Genomic DNA, 18,701 nt, shown 5'->3' with positions numbered 1-18,701 from the left:
TTCATTCCGGCCGGCTGATCATGCCGAACAGCGCGGGAGCGCCGCGGCTGGCCGCCTGCGGCCGCTGGCTGCGGGAGAGCCGCAGGTGAATGCGCAGCAGATCGGCAGCAACCTCATACTGCCGGCTTTCAAGATGGTCGAGTATGTTCAGGTGTTCGCGCAACGATTGCTTCAGCCTGAAGACGTTGACGCCGGCATAGATGCCCGGAAGCCGCCGCAGCCTGAGGTGATCGGCCAGCGCGTCGGCGACGAAGCGGTTGGCGCTGCCTTCGGCGATCATGCCGTGGAAATCGATGTCGAGCCGCTGGAACTCGCGTGTATCGAACGCGGCGTCGGGCAGTGCCGATAGCGCCTCCATGCCCTGGCGCAACATCGCGGCGCGCGCGCCGTCGAGCCGGAAGCCGGGCGTCAGGATGGCGGCGGGCTCCAAAAGCAGCCGGAACTCGTAGCTCTCGCCTTGCGCCTCCGGGTCATCAGGGGCGCGCCGGAACAACCAGGACTGACCTGGTGCGCGATCGAGAAGATTCTCCTCCGTCAGTCTGTTCAGAGATTTTAGTACCGTCTTTCGCTCAGCGCTGTACCGCCGCATCAGCCCGGCGACGGTCACTGTCTGGTCCAGGCGCCGCGCCGAACGGTCGCGCAGGATGGCCTCGGCAAGCTCGTCTTCCTCGGCGGCGGGCAATTCGGCTGATATCGCCGGCTGCGCGGCGAGGTCGATCGCCAAGTGATATCCGGTGTCCGCCTCCCAGCGCACGACACCCTGCTCCGCGAGCAGGCTGAGCGCCGCCCGGACCGGAGTGCGCGAGACATTGCACAGCGAGGCGATCTGTTGCTCGGGCAGGCGTGCGCCGGGCGCGAAGCCACGCTGCCGCGCCACATCCAGGATGCGCTGGGCCAGATCGAGATGGTTGGTGCGAGGTCGTCGGGTTGCGGCTTGCATGACATTCTCGTGGAACGGACGTGACCTCGTTGATTTGACCCATCACCGGCGTGGACGCAATCGGCCAGATTCCGAGGCCGGTTGTCAAATTATGGATTGACGTACTTTTTTCTGCAATAGTACTGTCAGTGCAATCGGCGACAAAAGACCGAGGGAACAGGATCGATGCAGCGGCGCATGTCGCGCGGGTCCAGCACGAATTCGACGAACCAACCGGAATGGGAGCCTGCCATGACTGCTACCAGCCTGCGGCGCCGTGCGCTGAGAATGCCTTCGATCGCCCTCGGGCTTGCCGTGGCGCTGTCCGCGCCGGCGATGGCCGCCGACCTCGTCATTTCCAATTGGGACGGCTACATGGCGCCCGACGCCATGGCCGCCTTCAAGACCGCGACGGGCGTTTCCGGCGAAGTCGTGGTGCACGCCACCAATGAAGAGATCATGGGCAAGCTGATTGCCGCCGGCGGCAAGGGCTATGACGTGGTTTTCGTCTCCTCGCCCTTCGCCGAGGTTCTGAACAAGCTCGGCCTGACCGAGCCGATGGACCACGCCAAGATCCCCAATCTCGCCAACCTCTATCCCGAAGCGACCAAGCTGCCGCACGATGTCGGCAACACTTTCTCCGTGCCCTACACCTGGGGCACGACCGGCCTCTGCTACCGCTCGGACCTGGTCAAGACGGCGCCCACGAGCTGGAGCGACCTGCTGGCGCCGTCGGATGAGCTGAAGGGCAAGACCACCATGCTGGCGACTGATCGCTGGCTGCTCGCCGCCGGGCAGCTCGACAAGGGTTTCTCTGTCAACGAGACAGATCCGGCCAAGATGGCCGAGGTCAAGAACCTGCTGATCTCGGCCAAGAAAACCCTGCTCGCCTATGACGACACCACCTTCTATTCGAAACTGGTCTCCGGCGAGGCGCTGATGGTCCAAGCCTGGGACGGCTGGTGCAATTACGGCATCGCCGACAAGCCGGAGATCAAATACATCATTCCCAAGGAAGGTTCGGATCTCTGGGTCGACACGATGGTGGTGATGAAGGCCTCCGAGCACAAGGATGCCGCCTTCCAGTTCATCAACTTCATGCTCGATGCCAAGAACCACGCCTGGGCGGCCCAGAATATCGACTACAAGGTTCCGAACAAGCCGGCGATGGAAAGCCTGCCGGCCGATTTCCTGGCAAAATTCCCCAACATGGCGATGCCAGTGGCCGACCTCGTCAAGTTCGAGCAGCTGCGTGACGTCGGCGAAGCCCAGCGCGACTATTCCAAGATCGTCAGCGAGATCAAGGCCGCGCAGTAAGATCGATTGCTGGAATCACGCTTGCGTTCCTTCACGCCTCCCTTTGACCTGCCGGCCATCTCCCCCTCGAGCGGGGAGACCGGCTGGCTCGCGGGCCTTCGCCAATCTCCAGCGCAGCGCCCCCTCATCCGGCCGCTTCGCGGCCACCTTCTCCCCGGCGGGGAGAAGAGGAAAGCATCGGTGGGCGCGACCTCCTCTCCCCTCGGGGAGAGGTCGGATTGCCCCGAATTGCCCTTCGCAATTCGGTTGGCAATCCGGGTGAGGGGGCAACTGCCGAGACGCCATTTCGAGACCCTCGGCGGCGCCTCGTGAGATACGTCCCCTCCCGCTCCTCCCTGCTGATGGCGCCTGCGTTGGCCTGGCTCGCGGCCTTGATGGTTGTGCCGTGCGCGCTGGTGCTGGCACTCGCCTTCTTCCGGCGCGGCATCTATGGCGGCATCGACTACACCTTCACGCTGGAGAATTTCGGGCAGGTCTTCGACCCGCTCTATGCCGGCATTTTCCTGAACTCGGCGCGCATTGCCGGCACCGCCACGCTGATCGCGGTGGTGATCGGCTATGCCGCAGCCTATGCGATCGCGGCCGCCCCGCGCCGCTGGCAACCGGTCTTCCTGTTCTTCGCCGTGCTGCCGTTCTGGTCGAACTACCTGATCCGCACCTATGCCTGGATCGTGCTGCTTAACCGCGAAGGCCTGATCACGCAGCTCCTGCGCTGGGCGGGCTACACCGGTGAACCGCCCTCGATGCTCTACACCGAAGGCGCGGTCATCGCCGGCCTGGTCTACAACTATCTGCCCTTCGTCATCCTCGCCTGCTACGCGCCTTTGTCGCGGCTCAACCCGGAACTGGCCGAAGCCTCGCGCGATCTCGGCGCTTCGGCGATGACGACGTTTCGCCGTGTCATCCTGCCGCTGACCGTGCCCGGCATCGCCGCCGGCGCCGTCTTCGTCTTCGTGCTGTCGATCGGCAATTTCGTCACCCCGGCGCTGCTCGGGGGCGGCCGTTTCCAGATGATCGGCAACCTTGTCTACGACCAGTTCCTGACCGCCAATGACTGGCCTTTCGGTGCGGCCCTGGCGATGGCGCTGATCGCCATCATGCTGCTCGTGCTGATGGCGCAAGCGCTCGCCGCGGATCGCGCCTCCGGACGGGCGGCTGAGGTGAAAGCCGATGGCTGAGCGCAGCGCGACCCTTCCCTTCTCCCCGTCTACGGGGAGAAGGTGCCCCGAAGGGGCGGATGAGGGGCGGCGCCAACGCCTGCAAGGTTGGGCGCTGCCCCTCATCTGCCTGCCGGCACCTTCTCCCCGTGAACGGGGAGAAGGACGCTGTTTTGGGGGCCGGCGATGAACCACTCCCTGACCCGCGCTTTCAGCATGCGGACGATTCTCGTGCTCGTCTATGCCTTCCTCTATATCCCGATCGCCGTGCTGGTCGCGCTCTCCTTCAACGAGGGCGGACTGCCGACGGCGTGGTCCGGGTTTTCCCTGAAATGGTACGCCTCGCTGGCCGGCAATTCCGCCATCCTGTCCGCCGCCTTGAACACGCTGATCGTCGCACTGGTCTCCACCGCAATCGCCACCTTGCTCGGCACGCTGCTGGCGATCGGCGTCGAGATGCGCCGGCAATATGGCAAGGGGCTCGAGGCGCTGATCTTCGCGCCGATGATCATTCCCGACATCGTGCTGGCAATCGCGCTCCTGTCGTTCTTTTCGACGCTCAACCTCACCATGGGCCTGCACACCATCATTCTCGCCCATGTCGTGTTCAACCTCGCCTTCGTCTGCTCGGTGGTGCGTGCCCGGCTGAAGAGTTTCGACTGGTCGATCGTCGAGGCTTCCACCGATCTCGGCGCCTCCGCCATCACCACCTTCCGGCGGATCACCTTGCCGGTCATCGCGCCGGCCGTGATTGCCGGCGCACTGCTCGCCTTCACGCTCTCGGTCGACGAGTTCATCATCGCCTTCTTCACCGCAGGCGCGGGCCGCGCCTCGACCACGCTGCCGATGCAGATCTACGCCATGATCCGCTTCGGCATCACACCCGAGATCAACGCCCTGGCCACCATCGTCATGGCGGTCTCGGTCACCGCGCTGACCCTGTCGCAGCGGCTCAACCGGGGAATAACAGGCCAATGAGCGAACCGCGCACGCTGCTGGCCATCGATCGTGTGTCGAAGAATTTCGGCCGCGTCACCGCCGTCGATGGCATCTCGCTGGATATCCGCGAGAACGAGTTCTTCGCGCTGCTCGGTCCCTCGGGCTGCGGCAAGACTACGCTCCTGCGCATGCTGGCCGGCTTCGAGACGCCGAGCGACGGGCGCATCCTGCTCGACGGCAAGGACATCGCCAGGACGCCGCCCAACAAGCGGCCGGTCAATCTGATGTTCCAGTCCTACGCGCTGTTCCCGCATATGAGCGTGCGGGCCAATGTCTCCTATGGGCTGGAGATGGAGCGCTTGCCGGCTAAAGAAATCCGCGCGCGCGTCGACGCCATCCTGGCGACCACCGAACTCGTGCCCTTCGCCGACCGCAAGCCGGAGCAACTATCGGGCGGTCAGAAGCAGCGCGTGGCGCTCGCCCGCGCCCTGGTCAAGCGCCCGCGCTTGCTGCTGCTCGACGAGCCGCTCGGCGCGCTCGACAAGAAGCTGCGCGGCGCCATGCAGCTGGAATTGAAGCGCCTGCAGCACGAGGTCGGCATCACCTTCGTCATCGTCACCCATGATCAGGAGGAATCGCTGGTCATGGCCGACCGCATGGCGGTGCTGAAAGACGGCAAGCTGCTGCAATGCGACACGCCGCATGCGGTCTATGAGCATCCGGCTGAGCGTTTCGTCGCCGACTTCATCGGCGTGATGAATTTTATCCCGGGCAAGGTGTCAGCCGATGGCGTCGTGGCCGCGAATGGCGCGCGCATCGCCGGCAAGGTCCCCGCAGCGCTTTCGTCCGGGGCGGCTGCCGTCGCGTCGGTGCGGCCCGAACGCGTCCGGCTGTTCCCGTCAGCGGATACCGCGAACCGGACGACCGGAACGGTCGAGGTGCTGGCCTATCAGGGGCTCGACCTGCAGCTGCATGTCCGCACGCCGCTGTCGCCAAAACCGTTCCTAGTGCGTGTAACCGCCGACGCAGCCGACCGGCGGCCGGTCGCATCGGGCGACCAGGTCGAACTCGGCTGGGATGCCGCCGACGTCAGAATTTTCGCAGAGTGAAGGAGAAGCCTGATGGCGCAGAAGACGATCGCGTTTTTTCCCGAAGCCGCCTACGGCCCGGCGCTCAATTCCGTCGGCATCGCGCAAGCCGTGGAGGCGCGCGGACACAAAGCGGTGTTCCTGTCCGATCCGGGATTCGTCGATGTCTACAAGGGCTATGGCTTCGAGGCGCATCCGGTGAACCTTTCCGAACCGATGCCGCCCGAGCAGATGGCCAAGTTCTGGGAGGACTTCATCAACGGCCACATCCCCAACTTCCGCAAGTCGCCCTACGACCAGGTCGACAATTACGTCAAGGATTGCTGGACGGCGATCGTCGACAGCGCCAAGTGGGCGCAGAAGGACCTGCCGCGCGTGCTTTCCGCCATCAAGCCTGATGTGATCTGCGTCGACAACGTCATCCTGTTCCCGGCGATCAAGCAGTTCGGCAAGCCGTGGGTGCGCGTCATCTCCTGTTCCGAAAACGAGATCGAGGACGAGGGCATCCCACCGCATCTCTCCGGCTGCGGCGAAAACGACCATGCCGGACACCAGCGCTACCGCGATCACTTCAATGCCGTGATCAAGCCGATCCATGATGACTTCAACGCGTTCCTCGGCGCCAATGATGAGGCGCCCTATCCGATCGGCCAGTTCTTCGAGGCTTCGCCCTATTTGAACCTGCTGCTTTATCCCGAAGCCGCGAAATTCAAGCGCCGCCATCCGCTCGACCCGGCAAAATTCCAGTATTTGGAAGGCTGCGTGCGGCAGGAAAAGTCCTATCCCGTCCCGGCCTTCGCCAAAAACAACGACGGGCCGCTGCTCTACGTCTCCTTCGGCAGCCTGGGGGCCGGCGATGTCGACTTGCTGAAGCGGATCATCGCGACGCTGGGCAAGACCCGCTACCGCGCGCTGGTCAATGTCGGCGGCTACAGGGATCAGTACACCGACGTGCCCGGCAACGTCATCGTCGACAGCTGGTTCCCGCAGCCTTCGGTGATCCCGCAGGTCGATGCCGTGATCCACCATGGCGGCAACAACTCCTTCACCGAGTGCCTCTATTTCGGCAAGCCCGCGATCATCATGCCCTATGTCTGGGACGGCCACGACAACGCCACCCGGGTCCAGGAAACCGGCCATGGCTTCGGCATGCCGCGCTACGATTGGACGGACGCGGAGTTGATCGCGAAGATCGAAGCCTGCCTGACCGATCCGAAAATGAAGGCGAAGCTGGCGCAGACATCGGCACAGATGCATGTGCAGAATGGACCTGAGAAGGCTGCGGGTTTGCTGGAGGTGTTGCTGTGATTGCGATGTTTGACACGCCGAGCCAAGGCGCCCCCCTCTGGCCTGCCGGACATCTCCCCCACGAGGGGGGAGATTGGATGTCGCGACTGCCTTCGCCAATTTTCGACGTCGATGACGAAACGCCGAGGCCGAAGTTGCCGATCTCCCCCCTCGTGGGGGAGATGTCCGGCAGGACAGAGGGGGGCGCCGTAGAGCACGAGCTTCTCAGGCGGCGCGCAGGAGCATCAGCATGACTTCCTCCGCCCCGCACCTCCACCAGGCCTCGACCCGCACCGACCTCGTCGACTGGGGCGTCCAGCCCGATGCCCTGTCGGGCGTCTCCCACTCCACCGGCAAGCTCGTGCACAAGGGGCCGAACAACCAGCCGGAATCCGGCATCTGGGTGTGCACGCCGGGCCGCTGGCGGCTCTCGATTCCGCGCGACGAACTGTGCCACTTCGTCGCCGGCCGCGCGACCTACCGGTCGGATGTCGGCGAGGTGATAGAAATCTCCAGGGGAAGCGTGGTCATGTTTCCCGCCGGCTGGACGGGCGAATGCACCGTGCATGAGACCATGCGCAACGTCTACATGCTGGCCTGAGCAAGAATAAGCCGCAGAGGAGCAAGACATGCCGACACCGCATTGGCCTGAGGCCTCGACCGTGGAGCTGGAAGATTGGGGCGCGGGCGCCAACACGCTCGCCGGCGCGCCGCGGGCCTCAGGCACGATCCTCTCCAGGAATCCGGACGGGTCGAGTGAATGCGGCCTGTGGTCGTGCACGCCGGGCACCCGCAAGGTCAGCTTCGCCGCCGACGAGTTCTGCCATTTCCTGTCGGGGCGCGGCAGCTATGTCAGGGACGATGGCGAGGACATCCCGGTCGGAGCCGGCACGCTCGTCTTCTTTCCCGCCGGCTGGACCGGCATCTCCATCATCACGCAAACGCTGACCAAGGCCTTCATGTGCCGGTGAGCACTTACCAGGAAAATCCTATGACCACGCCGATCATGCAATCGCCGCTTGCCATCACGGACCTCGTCGACTGGGGCGTCATCCCGACAATGATCGAGGGGCAATCCCATACGTCGGGCAAGCTGCTCCACAAGGGGCCGGAAGGCCGTTCCGAATGCGGCCTCTGGGTCTGCACGCCAGGCAAGTGGCACTGCCACGTCACCCGCGACGAGTTCTGCCACTTCCTGGAGGGGCGCTGCACCTATGTGCATGAGTCCGGCGAGGTCATCGAGATCGAGCCGGACACGGCGGCCTTCTTCCCGCAGGACTGGAAAGGCGTCTGCACCGTCCATGAGACGATCAAGAAGGTCTACATGATCCGTTGAGCGGATCCGAGAGGATGTCCATGCATTTCTCCCCCGGCCGGCCGACTTTCTTCGTCAATCCGGACTACCGGCCAATGACCGGGGCGAAGAGCCCGGTGATCGATCCGGCGACGCTGGAAACCGTCGGTGCAATCGCGGCGGCCAGCGACGGCGAGATCGACACCGTCCTCACCGCCGCGACCAAGGCACAGCTTGCCTGGAAAAAGCTCGACGCCAAGAGCCGGGCAAGGCATCTGCACACCGTCGCCAACGCCATCGAGGCGGCGGACTTCACACGCTGCGCCGAACTGATGGTGCGCGAGATGGGCAAGCCCTATCCCGAAGCAATCGGCGAGATCGCCAATTGCGCGCCGATCTTCCGCTACTATGCCGAGATGGCGCGCGATGATGCCGGCAAGATCGCCGGCACGACGCAGGCCGGCTCGTTCCAGTATGCGCGCTATGAGCCCTATGGCGTCTCCGTCCACATCATGCCCTACAACTTCCCGATCCTGCTGATGTGCTGGACCGTTGCCGCCTCGCTCGCCGCCGGCAACGCCTGCGTCATCAAGCCGGCGGAAGCGACGACGCTCTCGACGCTGGACTACATGACCGTATTCCGGTCGCTGCCCGAGGGCCTCGTCTCCTGCTTGCCTGGTGGCGCGGCCACCGCGCAGGCACTGATCACTGCCGATCGCACCCATGCGGTCGCTTTCACCGGCTCGGTCGCGGCCGGCAAGGCGGTGGCCGTGGCCTGCGCGGAACGCATGAAGCCTTGCGTCATCGAGGCCGGCGGCAGCGATCCGCTGATCATCAGCCAGCACGCGCCGCTCGACGTGGCGGCGGCTGGCTCCGTCACAGCCGCCTTCCACCTCACAGGCCAGGTCTGCACGTCGGCCGAGCGATTCTTCGTCGTCGATTCGGTCCACGATCGCTTTGTCGAACTGTTTGCCGAGAAGACACGGGCGCTGCGCATCGGCAACGGCATGGACAGAACCGAGATCGGCCCGCTGGTCAGCGAGGCAGCACGGGCCAAGGTCATGCGGCTGGTCGACGATGCCATCTGCAACGGCGCCACGGCCATTACCGGCGGCCGCATCCCGCCGGAGCACAACACCGGCTGGTTCTACGAGCCGACCATCCTGACTGGCGTCACCCCAGACATGGCGATCGTGCGCGAGGAGTGTTTCGGCCCGGTCGCCGCCATCTGCCGGGTTAGGGATTTCGACGAGGCGATCCGGCTCGCCAATGACAGCCCGTTCGGGCTCGGCGCTTCGGTGTTCACGACGGATCTGGCCGAAGCGCATGAGGCGGCCGAACGGCTCGAGGCCGGCATGGTCTGGGTCAACAATCCGCTGATCGACAATGACGCCCTGCCCTTCGGCGGCTGGAAGGCTTCCGGCCTCGGCCGCGAACTCGGGCGCCAAGGGCTCGACGCCTTCCGCCGCTCGAAGATGGTCATCATCGACCACAGACCGGCCATCCAGAACTGGTGGTACCCCTATCCCGACAGCTGGTTTCGCGAGACCGGTGGCCGCAAACACGTATGAAGAATGGCGCGCGGCAACACCGCGCACCCATATTCCTAAGCCTCGATCGCTTCGACCAGGACGCGCGAGCAGGAAAAGCAATGCCGCCGGGCAAAGCCCAGCGGCATCTTCTTGGCTGGCTACCGCCTCTTCAGTGACGATTCGCTACGGCGTCGTTCCCGCTTGAAGCTTGGCCGCCATCTGGTCGATCTTGTCGGCAAGGACGCCTTGGGCCCAGGCCGTGACATCGGCGTCGACAGGCTTGTTTGCCATGTCCGCCAGCGCCGCGTCGAGCGCTGCCGGGTCGGTACCGACCGCCGCCGCGGCAGCCGCGGCCGCAGCCTGGTCGGCCGCTGCATTGTCGGCGTCGACCACCGCCTGCTGGGCGGTGATGTCAGCCTGCAGCGCCGCCGGCTGCTGTTCGGGTGGCAGGGCGTCCATCTCCGCCTGCGACAGCGACGCCAGCGCGTTCAGCTGTGCATTCAGTGCGTCCAACTGGGCCTGGGCGGCGGCGGCCGTGGCGGCGGCGGCAGCGGCCGCTGCTTGCGCATTCTTGGCCGTCGCCGATTGCGTCACGAAGGCCTGAATGCCGGCGAACTTCTTGCTCTTGGAATTCATGTAGGCGTTGATGTTGCGCTGCAGCGAGTTCAGCCGGCCGAGTTTGGCGTGAATGTTCTTGTCCTTCGGTACGGACGAGACTGTTGTGGTCGTATCGACCGTGGTGTCGGTGGTTGTGTCGGTTTCCGTCTTGGCTGCATGTCCCGGTGCCGACGACGACTTGCCATGCGAAGCACCGCTGTTGCCGTTGCTATTACCGTGGGTGCCGCCGTTGCCATTGCCACCGCCATTCCCGTTGCCGCCGCCGTTACCTCCGCCATTGCCATTGCCGCCATTGCCACCATTGCCGGCGAGCGCCGGAGACGCCAGAAGCGCCAATGCGGCCAGCGCCGCGAACAGAGTTTTCCGGTTTGTCATGTTAATCTCCTTGGGAATCGCCTACTCGCCCACCGCTGAACCATCTGGGTATGAGAAATCGCTAATTATACCCGGTAAACTTTAGACAAACTCGGTCGCAATCCGAGAGCGGACGCTGTTACCAAGCTGTAACGAGTTGAAAAGTCACAGAAATTGCCGCTCTGGTCCTGCCATGGCACTGAAGTCCCATGACAACCAGACCATAGTCCTGTGCCGTCCGACGCCACGCAAACCGCAGCAAAAAGGGGGCTGAAATGGGAAGGTCGATAGATGAAAGCGTCGGTGTCAGCCGATACTTTCGCCGCCATCGATCACCAGCGCCTGCCCGGTCATGAAGGACGAGCGGTCCGAGACGAGGAACAGGATCGCCTCGGCGATCTCTTCGGCCACGGCCCAGCGCCCCATCGGGATCTTGGTGCGGACATAGGTTTCGATCGCCTCGCGTCCGCCCATCTGGGCGATGAACGGTTCGTTGAAGGGCGTGTCGACCCAGCCCGGGCAGAGCGCGTTGACACGCACATTGTGCCGGGCATAGTCGAGCGACATCTGCCTGGTCATCGCCACCACGGCATGTTTCGATGTCGCGTAGGCGATCATCTCGCGGTCATAGAAGACACCCGAATTCGAAGCCGTGTTGAGGATGACGCCGCCGCCTTGCGCAATCATCGACGGCATGACGATCCTTGCCGCGAGAAACTGCGCCCGCACATTGACCCGCCACGAGGCGTCCATGCCGGCGGTCTCGACCTCGGTCAGCGTGCCGCCGACCTGGATGCCGGCATGATTGTGCAGGATGTCGATGCGCCCATGCTTCTCGAGCGTGCCGGTTATCAGCTGCTCGACAGCCACGTCCTCCCCGACATCGGTGGCGATGGCCTCGGCCCGGCCGCCCACTGCGCGGATGCCTGAGGCTGTTGCCTCGCCGGCGGCCGCATCCCGGTCGGCGATGACGACCACCGCACCTTCCCTGCCCATGATCATGGCGCCGGCACGCCCGATGCCGGATCCGGCGCCTGTCACCACGGCGATGCGGTCTTTGAGGATCATGGAGCAGCAGCTTTCAGTTGGATGGCTTGCGCTGGCGCAGCTGCCATTGGGCAAGCACCACGAGCAGGACGGAAGCGACGAGCACGATCGTCGCGATGGCGTTGATCTCCGGCGTCACCCCGCGCCGGATCGACGCGAACACATAGATCGGCAGCGTCGTCTGCGCGCCGGCGACGAAGAAGGCGACGATGAAATCGTCGAAGGAGAAGGTGAAGGCCAGCAGGAAGCCGGCGACCACCGCCGGCATGATCTGCGGCAGGACGATCGAGCGGAACGTCGTCAGCGGCGTCGCGTAGAGATCGCTCGAAGCCTCGACCAGATTGCGGTCGAGGCTGCCCAGACGCGTGCCGACGATCATCGTCACCAGCGCCATCGAGAACAGGCCATGCGCGGCGATGATCGAGCCGTAGCCGAGCGACAGGCGCGGTGGCTGGTCACCGGGCCAGACCGAGGCGAGGAACGGGTTGACGACGGCGAATAGCTGGACGAGCGCGACCAGCGTCGAGATGCCGATGACGACGCCGGGAACGACGATCGCCGCGCCAAGCAGCCCATCGAAGACGGCGCGGGTTCTGACGCCGACACGCGCCAGGCCAAGGGCTGCCGCGGTGCCGAACACCGCCGCCAGCAGGGCGCTGGTGGTGGCAATGAACAGGCTGTTCTTCAGCGCCTCGACCAGGAACGGGTTGGACAGCGCCTTGCCGTACCATTGCACCGAGAAGCCGGTGAACTCGCTGGCATGGTGGCCGGCGTTGAAGGAGAACAGCACGACCAGCACGATAGGCAGATAGAGGAACGCGAAGACGGCAATGACGAAGGCGCGCATCAGATGAGGTCCACCCGGCGGGCGCCCGCAACCCGGTTCGAAATGCGGTTGGCGACAATCAGCACCACCACCGAGACCAGCACCAGCGTGATTGCGATGGCCGATCCGAACGGCCAGTTGCGCGACTGCAGGAACAGGTCGACCAGCGCGTTGCCGATGAAGAACACCTTGCCGCCGCCGAGCAGCGTCGGGATCAGGTACTCGCCAAGCAGCAGGATCATGACCAGCGAAAAGCCGGTCATCACGCCCGGCAGCGACAGCTTCAGGGTCACACCAAGGAAGGTGGAGAGCGGGGTCGCGCCGAGATCGGCCGAAGCTTCCAGCAGCCTTCGGTCGAGCCGCTCGAGGCTGACATAGATCGGCAGGATCATCAGCGGCAGATAGCCGTAGACGATGCCGAGCAGGACGGCACCCGGCGTGTTGATCAGCCTGACATCCTCGATGCCTACGAAGGCGAGCAGCGCGGGGATGCCGCGTCCGCCCAGAATGTACATCCAGGCATAGGTGCGCATCAGCAGGCTCGTCCAGAACGGAATGACGACCAGCGCAAGCAGGATCAGCCGCCAGCGCTGCGGCGCCTGCAAGGCAAGATAATAGGCGACCGGATAGGCAACGAGCAGGCAGGCAAGCGCGCCCACCGGCGCCAGCACCATGGTGTTCCAGAACGCGGTCGCCCGCGCCGGAAGATTGGCGTATTGCGCCAGCGTGAAGGCCGCCTGGTATCCGCCCTCGGGGGCCCGCTCGCCGACGCTGAACACGGCTATGGCGATGAACGGCAGCACCAGGAACACCACCAGCCATACTGTCGCCGGCGCGAGCAGCAAGGCGGTCAGGAAATTATGCCGAAATCTGTTGCCGTGCATCGAAACCGTCCCGGTACCGGCGGACATGGGCCCGCCGGTCGTTTGTCTTTGTCCAGGCCAGTCTCAAGCCGATTTGAAGCGCGCCATCAGTTCGGCACGGCCCGGATCGGTCAGCGTTGCCGCCGCGCCGAATTCGAGCGGCGTCAGCAAGTCCGCCGCCGGATAGAGGATCGGATTGTCGAGCACTTCCTTGGGCAGCAGCTTGTTGACGCGCGCATCGGTGGAAGGAGCGCCGTTGGCGAGGTGCTCCTTCACCGCGACCTGCGGGTTCATCAGATAGTTGAGCAGCGCGTAGCCGGCGGGCTTGTTCGGCGCGTCCTTCGGGATGGCATAAAAATCGGTCCAGATCTCGCCGCCTTCCTTGCCAAGCACATAGGCGATCTCGGGAATGTCGCGATGCAGCTGCGCGCCGTCATTGGTCCAGCACATCGTCATCCACGCGTCGCCCGCGCGCATGCCCGGCTGGTAGTCGGACGAGACGGCGAACAGATGCGGCTTGACCTTGAGCAGCAGTTCCTCCGCCTTGGCGAGCTCGTCCTGCTTCAGCGAATTGAACGAATAGCCGTAATATTTCAGCGCGTTGCCGATGGTGGTGAGCTGGTAGTCATGCACCATGGTGCGGCCATCGCCCTCGGCCATGGCGGTGTCCCAGAACTCCTTCCAGCTCGTCATCGGCTTGGCGAGCTTCTTTGTGTTGACGGCAAAACCCGTCGTGCCCCAGTTCTTCGGCACGGCGTAAATAGTGCCATCGATGGTACCCTCGGAGGTGAAACGCGCATCTTCCTGGGTGCCATCGAAGTTCGGCAGCTTCGCCATCTCCAGCGGCTCGATGATGCCGAGCTTCTTGTAGGTCGAGATCGTATAATTGGTCGGCACGAACAGGCTCCAGCCCGAGGCGCCGGCCTGCAGCTTGGCCAGCATCTCCTCATTCGAGCCGAACACGTTGACCTCGACGGCGACGCCCGTGTCCTTCTTGAAGTTCTCGAAGGTCTGCGGGTCATGATAGTTCGGCCAGGTGGCGATCGACATGCGGTCGCCAAGGCTTTCGGCGGCGAAGGCCGGCGTCGGCATGATGCCGATCTCGCGCGCCATCACCGCCGTTGCGATGCCGAGGCCGGTGAGGCCAAGGAAGTCGCGGCGGCCGATCGAGCCGCGCTTCAAGCGCATCAGCTGGTCGACGAAATTCTCGGGGCTTATCGGCAGTCCGTCACGATATGATTTCGACATGTTTGTTTACCCTCTGGTTGGTCCCGTTGTTCTTGGTCTCCGGAAACGCGAGCGGCGTCCCGGTGGCAAAGCCGATGGCGACGGGTTCACCCGGCTTGAAGAGATTGCCTTGGCCGATCAAATGGTCGGCCTTGGCGAGTAATGTTCCGATGCCCTGGACCTCGATCGCGTATTCCGCCGTCGATCCCAGGAAAATCCGGTTGCGGACGACACCCTTGAGCGGGCCGCTTGCCGGAGCGCCGAGGCTGAGTGATTCAGGACGCAGGCTGACCGAGACGGTCTCGCCCTGTTGCAAGGCGGTGCGTTTGCGCGCCGCGATGATGGTGCCGTCCGCCAGCGCAACGTCCACCAGTTCGCCCGTATGCCCCGCGACCTTGCCGGCAAGCAGATTGGTCTTGCCGACGAAATCGGCCACGAACAGATCGGCCGGCTCGTCGTAGATCTCATTGGGCTGTCCAAGCTGGACGATGCGGCCGCCATTCATGACGCAGACGAAATCGCTCATCGACAGCGCTTCCTCCTGGTCGTGCGTCACCAGCACGAAGGTGATGCCGATCTCGCGCTGCAGGTTCTGCAGCTCGATCTGCATGTCGGTGCGCAGCTTCTTGTCGAGCGCCGCCAGTGGCTCGTCGAGCAACAGCACCGCCGGCTTGTTGACCAGCGCGCGCGCCAGCGCGACACGCTGCTGCTGGCCGCCGGACAGTTCGTGGATCTTGCGGCCGCCATAGCCGGCGAGCCGCACCATTTCGAGCGCTTCGCCGGCCCGCTGGCCGATCTCGCGCGACGACAGCCGTGGCCTTGCCTGGCGCAGGCCATAGGAAACATTGGCTTCGACGTCGAGATGCGGGAACAGCGCGTATTGCTGGAACACCATGTTGACCGGCCGCCGGTAGGGTGGCGTGCCGGCCATGTCCTGGCCGCGGATGAACACCTGGCCTTCGCTCGGCTGTTCGAAGCCGCCGATCATGCGCAGGCAGGTCGTCTTGCCGCAGCCAGACGGTCCAAGCAGCGCAACGAAGGCGGAGGGCGGCACGGCAAGGTCGATACCGCTGACCGCAGTCACCGCGCCATAGCGCTTGGCCACGCCGCGAAATTCGATGTCGGGCACTGCGGTCAAGGCTGCGGCTCCAGGACGATGCGATTTCAAGACGCTACCAGAGCCAATGGCAGCTAGTATATACCTCGCGGGTGGTATATCTGATCTATTTTCTCGTTTAAGGGGGTATTGATTGAGCACTTCCCGCAGCGACGAATACAGCCGGCTCGCCGCCCTTGTCGCGGCGACGCGGGAGACGAGCGGCGACCTGTTCGGCCACGCGATGGTCGATTGGCTGCGCCAGCATGTCGGCTTCGACCACTGCGTGATCTTCGGCTATCGTGGCGCCTCACGACCGCCATTGCTGTTCGAGACGTTCACACCGGCCGAAAGCCACGTCTTCGTCGCGCTCTACCAGGAGGGGCCTTACCTGCTCGACCCGTTCCATCACGCGGCGGTCGAGCGCAAGGAAGGGTTCTGGCGCATGCGGGAACTCGCGCCCGATCGTTTCTACGCCAGCGAATATTTTCGCTCCTACTACAGCCAGACCCGGTTGGCCGAGGAAGTCGGCTTCTTCGTGCCGCTGCCGGGCAAGGACGCGCTGGTGCTGTCGTTGATGCGGCTCAGTGCTTCCGGCCCGTTCGGCACCGCCGATGCCAGGCTGCTGCGCGACATGGCGCCCGCGGTGATCAGCTTCATCAGATCGCGCTGGCCTGCCCTCCCCGCCGACGAACCGGCCGTGACGAAGCAGGACGAGGAAATAGCCGCGGTCAACGAATTCGACCGCGCCCATATCTGGAAAAGCCTGTCACTGACGCCGCGCGAAAAGCACGTCGTCGACCTGGTGCTGCAGGGGCATTCGACGGAATCGATCGCCAGGGCCATGCGCATCGTGCCGGGAACCGTGAAGGTCCATCGCCGCAACATCTACCGCAAGCTCAAGATCAAGTCGCAGGCCGGCCTTTTCGCCCGCTTCGTCGAGATCATCGACGCGCGGATCCGATGATTCCGCTACCCGGATCAGGCTGTTGAGCCGGCTTCCCAAGAGCCGCTCTCAGCCATCCGCTTGAGCAAGGACGCCGGCTTGAAAACATCCTTGCCGGTCAGCTCCAGCCAATATTCGAGCCGCTCGATGATCTTGCCCGCGCCTACGAGACCGGCCCAGAACATCGGGCCGCCCTTGCCGATGGGAAAGCCGTAGCCATTGACCCAGACGACATCGATGTCGGAGGCGCGGGCTGCAATCCCTTCCTCCAGAATTTTCGCCCCCTCGTTGATCAGGGGATAGAGCGTGCGTTCGATGATCTCGTCGGCGGCTATCGTGCGTGGCGCGATGCCCTTCTCGGCGGCCTTGTCGCGGATCAGCGCCTCGACCTCGGGATCGGGTACCGGCGTGCGCGAACCGTTCTCGTAGAGATAGAAGCCACGGCCGGTCTTCTGGCCGAAACGGCCCTGCTCGCACAGCGTGTCGGCGATGACGGCCGTCAGCCCACGCGCCTTGCGGTTGCGCCAGCCGATGTCGAGGCCGGCCAGGTCGCCCATCTGGAACGGCCCCATCGGCCAGCCGAAATCGGTGAACGCCTTGTCGATCTGGCCGGGTGTCGCGCCCTCCAGCAGCAGCGCTTCCGATTCCGAGCCACGCGCGGCCAGCATGCGGTTGCCGACGAAGCCGTGGCAGACGCCGACGACGACGGCCACCTTGCCGATCCTGCGTGCCAGGTCGACCACGGTCGCCAGCGCATCCGACGCCGTCTTTTCGGCGCGCACGATCTCCAGCAGCTTCATGACGTTGGCCGGCGAGAAGAAATGCAGGCCGAGCACGTCCTGTGGTCGCGAGATCGAGGCGGCGATCTCGTCGATGTCGAGATAGGACGTGTTGGTGGCAAGGATGGCGCCTGGTTTCGCCACCGCGTCGAGCTTGCCGAAGATTTCCTTCTTGACCGCCATGTCCTCGAACGCCGCCTCGATGATCAGATCGCAATCGCCGAGATCGGCATGGTCGATCGAGCCTTTGAATTGACCGAGCCGCTGCTGCCTGGCGTCTTCGCTCAAGGACCCCCGCGAAACGGAGACGGCATAATTCTTCTCGATCGTCGCCAGCCCTCGCTGCAGCGCTTCCTGACTGGTTTCCAGCAAGGTGACGGGATAGCCGCCATTGGCGAAAGCCATGGCGATGCCGCCGCCCATCGTGCCGGCGCCGATGACGCCGACGCGGCTGATCCTGCGCTTGGGCGTATCCTTTCCGGGAAGCTTGGTCGCCTCGCGCTCGGCGAAGAACAGATGCCGTTGCGCGCGCGACTGGTCGCTGGCGACGAGTTTCACGAACAGCGCCCGCTCGGCCGCCAGCGCCTCGTCGAAGGGCAGCGTGACGGCATTGCGCACCGCCTGCGCACAGGCAACAGGCGCTTCGAGTCCCCGCGCTTTGCGGGCAAGATCCGCGGCCTCGGCATCGAAGGCGGCAAGGTCGGTTTCCCCCAGCCTCTCATCGCGTTCGCGCACCGGCGTGAACGGACCGCCCTTGCGGGCGATCTCGCGGGCGAAATTCACGGCATGCGTGGTCAGATCACCCTCGAAAACGGCATCGACCAGTCCGGCGCCATGCGCCTCTTGCGCGCCAATCGGGGTGCCGGAAACGATCATCCTCATCGCCTTTAAAGTGCCCACGAAACGAGGTAGCCGCACCGTGCCGCCGCCGCCGGGCAACAAGCCGAGCTTCACCTCGGGAAGGCCGAGCTTCGCGCCTTGATCGGCAACACGGAAATGGCAGCCGAGCGCCAGTTCCAGCCCGCCGCCGAGCGCGGTGCCGTGGATGGCGGCGACCGTCGGCTTGGCGATGGCTTCAAGCGTCGCCACGATGGCACGCAGGTCCGGCTGCTGCACCGGCTTGCCGAACTCGGTGATGTCGGCGCCGGCGACGAAGGTCCGACCGGCGCAGGCGATGACGATTGCCGAGACCGATGCGTCATCGCGCAGGGCGACCAGCGCCTGCAGCAGCGGCTCGCGGACGTGAAAACTCAGTGCGTTGACCGGCGGATTGTCGATGGTGACGATGGCGACCCCACCCTCGTTCGCGACACTGACAGAATTGGACAAGCGGAGGCCTCCCGAGACCGACTGAGATCGCGGACCGGTTTACTAGGCCGCGCCGCGAATGGGAACCGGATGTTGAACTGGTC

Annotated in this window: 18 protein-coding genes; 10 read left to right on the top strand and 8 right to left on the bottom strand. The window is 64.4% G+C overall.

Annotation, left to right across the window (positions count from 1 at the left end):
* Position 1: 1 nt before the first annotated feature.
* The gene (locus EN804_RS30800) at positions 2 to 940 is read right to left on the bottom strand and encodes a GntR family transcriptional regulator (protein ID WP_135883236.1); all 939 of its coding nucleotides are present in this window, start codon (positions 938 to 940) and stop codon (positions 2 to 4) included.
* Positions 941 to 1,171: 231 nt separating this feature from the next.
* On the opposite strand from EN804_RS30800, the gene EN804_RS30795 reads away from it, so the two are divergent.
* The 9 genes from EN804_RS30795 (at position 1,172) to EN804_RS30750 (ending at position 9,572) form a co-directional block, all read left to right on the top strand.
* Entirely contained in the window at positions 1,172 to 2,236 is a 1,065-nt protein-coding gene (locus EN804_RS30795; RefSeq protein ID WP_135883235.1) for a spermidine/putrescine ABC transporter substrate-binding protein, read from the top strand.
* A gap of 341 nt (positions 2,237 to 2,577) precedes the next feature.
* The gene (locus EN804_RS30790; protein ID WP_135922017.1) at positions 2,578 to 3,414 is read left to right on the top strand and encodes an ABC transporter permease; all 837 of its coding nucleotides are present in this window, start codon (positions 2,578 to 2,580) and stop codon (positions 3,412 to 3,414) included.
* A gap of 165 nt (positions 3,415 to 3,579) precedes the next feature.
* Positions 3,580 to 4,371, top strand: a complete 792-nt coding sequence (locus EN804_RS30785; protein WP_135921998.1) for an ABC transporter permease — start codon at positions 3,580 to 3,582, stop codon at positions 4,369 to 4,371.
* Positions 4,368 to 5,441: an ABC transporter ATP-binding protein gene (locus EN804_RS30780; RefSeq protein ID WP_135921997.1), complete on the top strand. Its 1,074-nt coding sequence runs from the start codon at positions 4,368 to 4,370 to the stop codon at positions 5,439 to 5,441. The genes EN804_RS30785 and EN804_RS30780 overlap by 4 nt, the downstream gene beginning before the upstream one ends.
* Before the next feature lie 12 nt (positions 5,442 to 5,453).
* Positions 5,454 to 6,728, top strand: coding sequence for a glycosyltransferase (locus tag EN804_RS30775; RefSeq protein ID WP_135883232.1), 1,275 nt, complete (start codon positions 5,454 to 5,456; stop codon positions 6,726 to 6,728).
* Between the two features lie 229 nt (positions 6,729 to 6,957).
* A complete protein-coding gene (locus EN804_RS30765) occupies positions 6,958 to 7,308 on the top strand; it encodes a cupin domain-containing protein (RefSeq protein WP_127872867.1) in 351 nt (116 codons plus the stop codon).
* Positions 7,309 to 7,336: 28 nt separating this feature from the next.
* Complete coding sequence (locus EN804_RS30760; protein ID WP_135883231.1) at positions 7,337 to 7,678, top strand: cupin domain-containing protein; 342 nt, start codon at positions 7,337 to 7,339, stop codon at positions 7,676 to 7,678.
* 20 nt (positions 7,679 to 7,698) lie between these two features.
* A complete protein-coding gene (locus EN804_RS30755; RefSeq protein ID WP_095202811.1) occupies positions 7,699 to 8,043 on the top strand; it encodes a cupin domain-containing protein in 345 nt (114 codons plus the stop codon).
* Between the two features lie 20 nt (positions 8,044 to 8,063).
* A complete protein-coding gene (locus tag EN804_RS30750; protein ID WP_135922016.1) occupies positions 8,064 to 9,572 on the top strand; it encodes an aldehyde dehydrogenase family protein in 1,509 nt (502 codons plus the stop codon).
* 144 nt (positions 9,573 to 9,716) lie between these two features.
* Here the strand turns inward: EN804_RS30750 and EN804_RS30745 are convergent, their stop codons facing one another.
* The 6 genes from EN804_RS30745 to EN804_RS30720 form a co-directional block, all read right to left on the bottom strand.
* Positions 9,717 to 10,526 carry a hypothetical protein gene (locus tag EN804_RS30745; protein ID WP_135921996.1) on the bottom strand — a complete coding sequence of 270 codons (810 nt, stop codon included), beginning with the start codon at positions 10,524 to 10,526 and terminating at the stop codon, positions 9,717 to 9,719.
* Between the two features lie 285 nt (positions 10,527 to 10,811).
* A complete protein-coding gene (locus tag EN804_RS30740) occupies positions 10,812 to 11,573 on the bottom strand; it encodes a glucose 1-dehydrogenase (RefSeq protein ID WP_127872864.1) in 762 nt (253 codons plus the stop codon).
* Positions 11,574 to 11,586: 13 nt separating this feature from the next.
* Positions 11,587 to 12,399: an ABC transporter permease gene (locus EN804_RS30735; protein ID WP_135863378.1), complete on the bottom strand. Its 813-nt coding sequence runs from the start codon at positions 12,397 to 12,399 to the stop codon at positions 11,587 to 11,589.
* Positions 12,399 to 13,262, bottom strand: a complete 864-nt coding sequence (locus tag EN804_RS30730; RefSeq protein WP_135863380.1) for an ABC transporter permease — start codon at positions 13,260 to 13,262, stop codon at positions 12,399 to 12,401. Before EN804_RS30730 ends, EN804_RS30735 begins: the two co-directional genes overlap by 1 nt.
* A 63-nt stretch (positions 13,263 to 13,325) precedes the next feature.
* Positions 13,326 to 14,489 carry a spermidine/putrescine ABC transporter substrate-binding protein gene (locus EN804_RS30725; RefSeq protein WP_127280014.1) on the bottom strand — a complete coding sequence of 388 codons (1,164 nt, stop codon included), beginning with the start codon at positions 14,487 to 14,489 and terminating at the stop codon, positions 13,326 to 13,328.
* Complete coding sequence (locus EN804_RS30720; protein WP_127280015.1) at positions 14,470 to 15,606, bottom strand: ABC transporter ATP-binding protein; 1,137 nt, start codon at positions 15,604 to 15,606, stop codon at positions 14,470 to 14,472. Before EN804_RS30720 ends, EN804_RS30725 begins: the two co-directional genes overlap by 20 nt.
* A 112-nt stretch (positions 15,607 to 15,718) precedes the next feature.
* Between EN804_RS30720 and EN804_RS30715 the strand changes: the two genes are divergently transcribed.
* A complete protein-coding gene (locus EN804_RS30715; protein WP_127280016.1) occupies positions 15,719 to 16,531 on the top strand; it encodes a LuxR C-terminal-related transcriptional regulator in 813 nt (270 codons plus the stop codon).
* A 14-nt stretch (positions 16,532 to 16,545) separates the two neighbouring features.
* On the opposite strand, the gene EN804_RS30710 is transcribed toward EN804_RS30715, so the two are convergent.
* A complete protein-coding gene (locus EN804_RS30710) occupies positions 16,546 to 18,618 on the bottom strand; it encodes a 3-hydroxyacyl-CoA dehydrogenase NAD-binding domain-containing protein (RefSeq protein WP_135921995.1) in 2,073 nt (690 codons plus the stop codon).
* Positions 18,619 to 18,701: the final 83 nt, after the last annotated feature.

This window comes from Mesorhizobium sp. M8A.F.Ca.ET.161.01.1.1, from assembly GCF_004792105.1.
In the GTDB taxonomy this organism is placed as follows: domain Bacteria; phylum Pseudomonadota; class Alphaproteobacteria; order Rhizobiales; family Rhizobiaceae; genus Mesorhizobium.
Note: the sequence above shows the minus strand (reverse complement) of the source record. Positions and strands in the feature narration are given on the sequence as shown.

What these genes read in the sequence shown, in the direction of transcription:
- EN804_RS30800 (WP_135883236.1), bottom strand. Translation starts at nt 940, where the DNA reads ATGCAAGCCGCAACCCGACGACCTCGCACCAACCATCTCGATCTGGCC.
- EN804_RS30795 (WP_135883235.1), top strand. Translation starts at nt 1,172, where the DNA reads ATGACTGCTACCAGCCTGCGGCGCCGTGCGCTGAGAATGCCTTCGATC.
- EN804_RS30790 (WP_135922017.1), top strand. Translation starts at nt 2,578, where the DNA reads ATGGCGCCTGCGTTGGCCTGGCTCGCGGCCTTGATGGTTGTGCCGTGC.
- EN804_RS30785 (WP_135921998.1), top strand. Translation starts at nt 3,580, where the DNA reads ATGAACCACTCCCTGACCCGCGCTTTCAGCATGCGGACGATTCTCGTG.
- EN804_RS30780 (WP_135921997.1), top strand. Translation starts at nt 4,368, where the DNA reads ATGAGCGAACCGCGCACGCTGCTGGCCATCGATCGTGTGTCGAAGAAT.
- EN804_RS30775 (WP_135883232.1), top strand. Translation starts at nt 5,454, where the DNA reads ATGGCGCAGAAGACGATCGCGTTTTTTCCCGAAGCCGCCTACGGCCCG.
- EN804_RS30765 (WP_127872867.1), top strand. Translation starts at nt 6,958, where the DNA reads ATGACTTCCTCCGCCCCGCACCTCCACCAGGCCTCGACCCGCACCGAC.
- EN804_RS30760 (WP_135883231.1), top strand. Translation starts at nt 7,337, where the DNA reads ATGCCGACACCGCATTGGCCTGAGGCCTCGACCGTGGAGCTGGAAGAT.
- EN804_RS30755 (WP_095202811.1), top strand. Translation starts at nt 7,699, where the DNA reads ATGACCACGCCGATCATGCAATCGCCGCTTGCCATCACGGACCTCGTC.
- EN804_RS30750 (WP_135922016.1), top strand. Translation starts at nt 8,064, where the DNA reads ATGCATTTCTCCCCCGGCCGGCCGACTTTCTTCGTCAATCCGGACTAC.
- EN804_RS30745 (WP_135921996.1), bottom strand. Translation starts at nt 10,526, where the DNA reads ATGACAAACCGGAAAACTCTGTTCGCGGCGCTGGCCGCATTGGCGCTT.
- EN804_RS30740 (WP_127872864.1), bottom strand. Translation starts at nt 11,573, where the DNA reads ATGATCCTCAAAGACCGCATCGCCGTGGTGACAGGCGCCGGATCCGGC.
- EN804_RS30735 (WP_135863378.1), bottom strand. Translation starts at nt 12,399, where the DNA reads ATGCGCGCCTTCGTCATTGCCGTCTTCGCGTTCCTCTATCTGCCTATC.
- EN804_RS30730 (WP_135863380.1), bottom strand. Translation starts at nt 13,262, where the DNA reads ATGCACGGCAACAGATTTCGGCATAATTTCCTGACCGCCTTGCTGCTC.
- EN804_RS30725 (WP_127280014.1), bottom strand. Translation starts at nt 14,489, where the DNA reads ATGTCGAAATCATATCGTGACGGACTGCCGATAAGCCCCGAGAATTTC.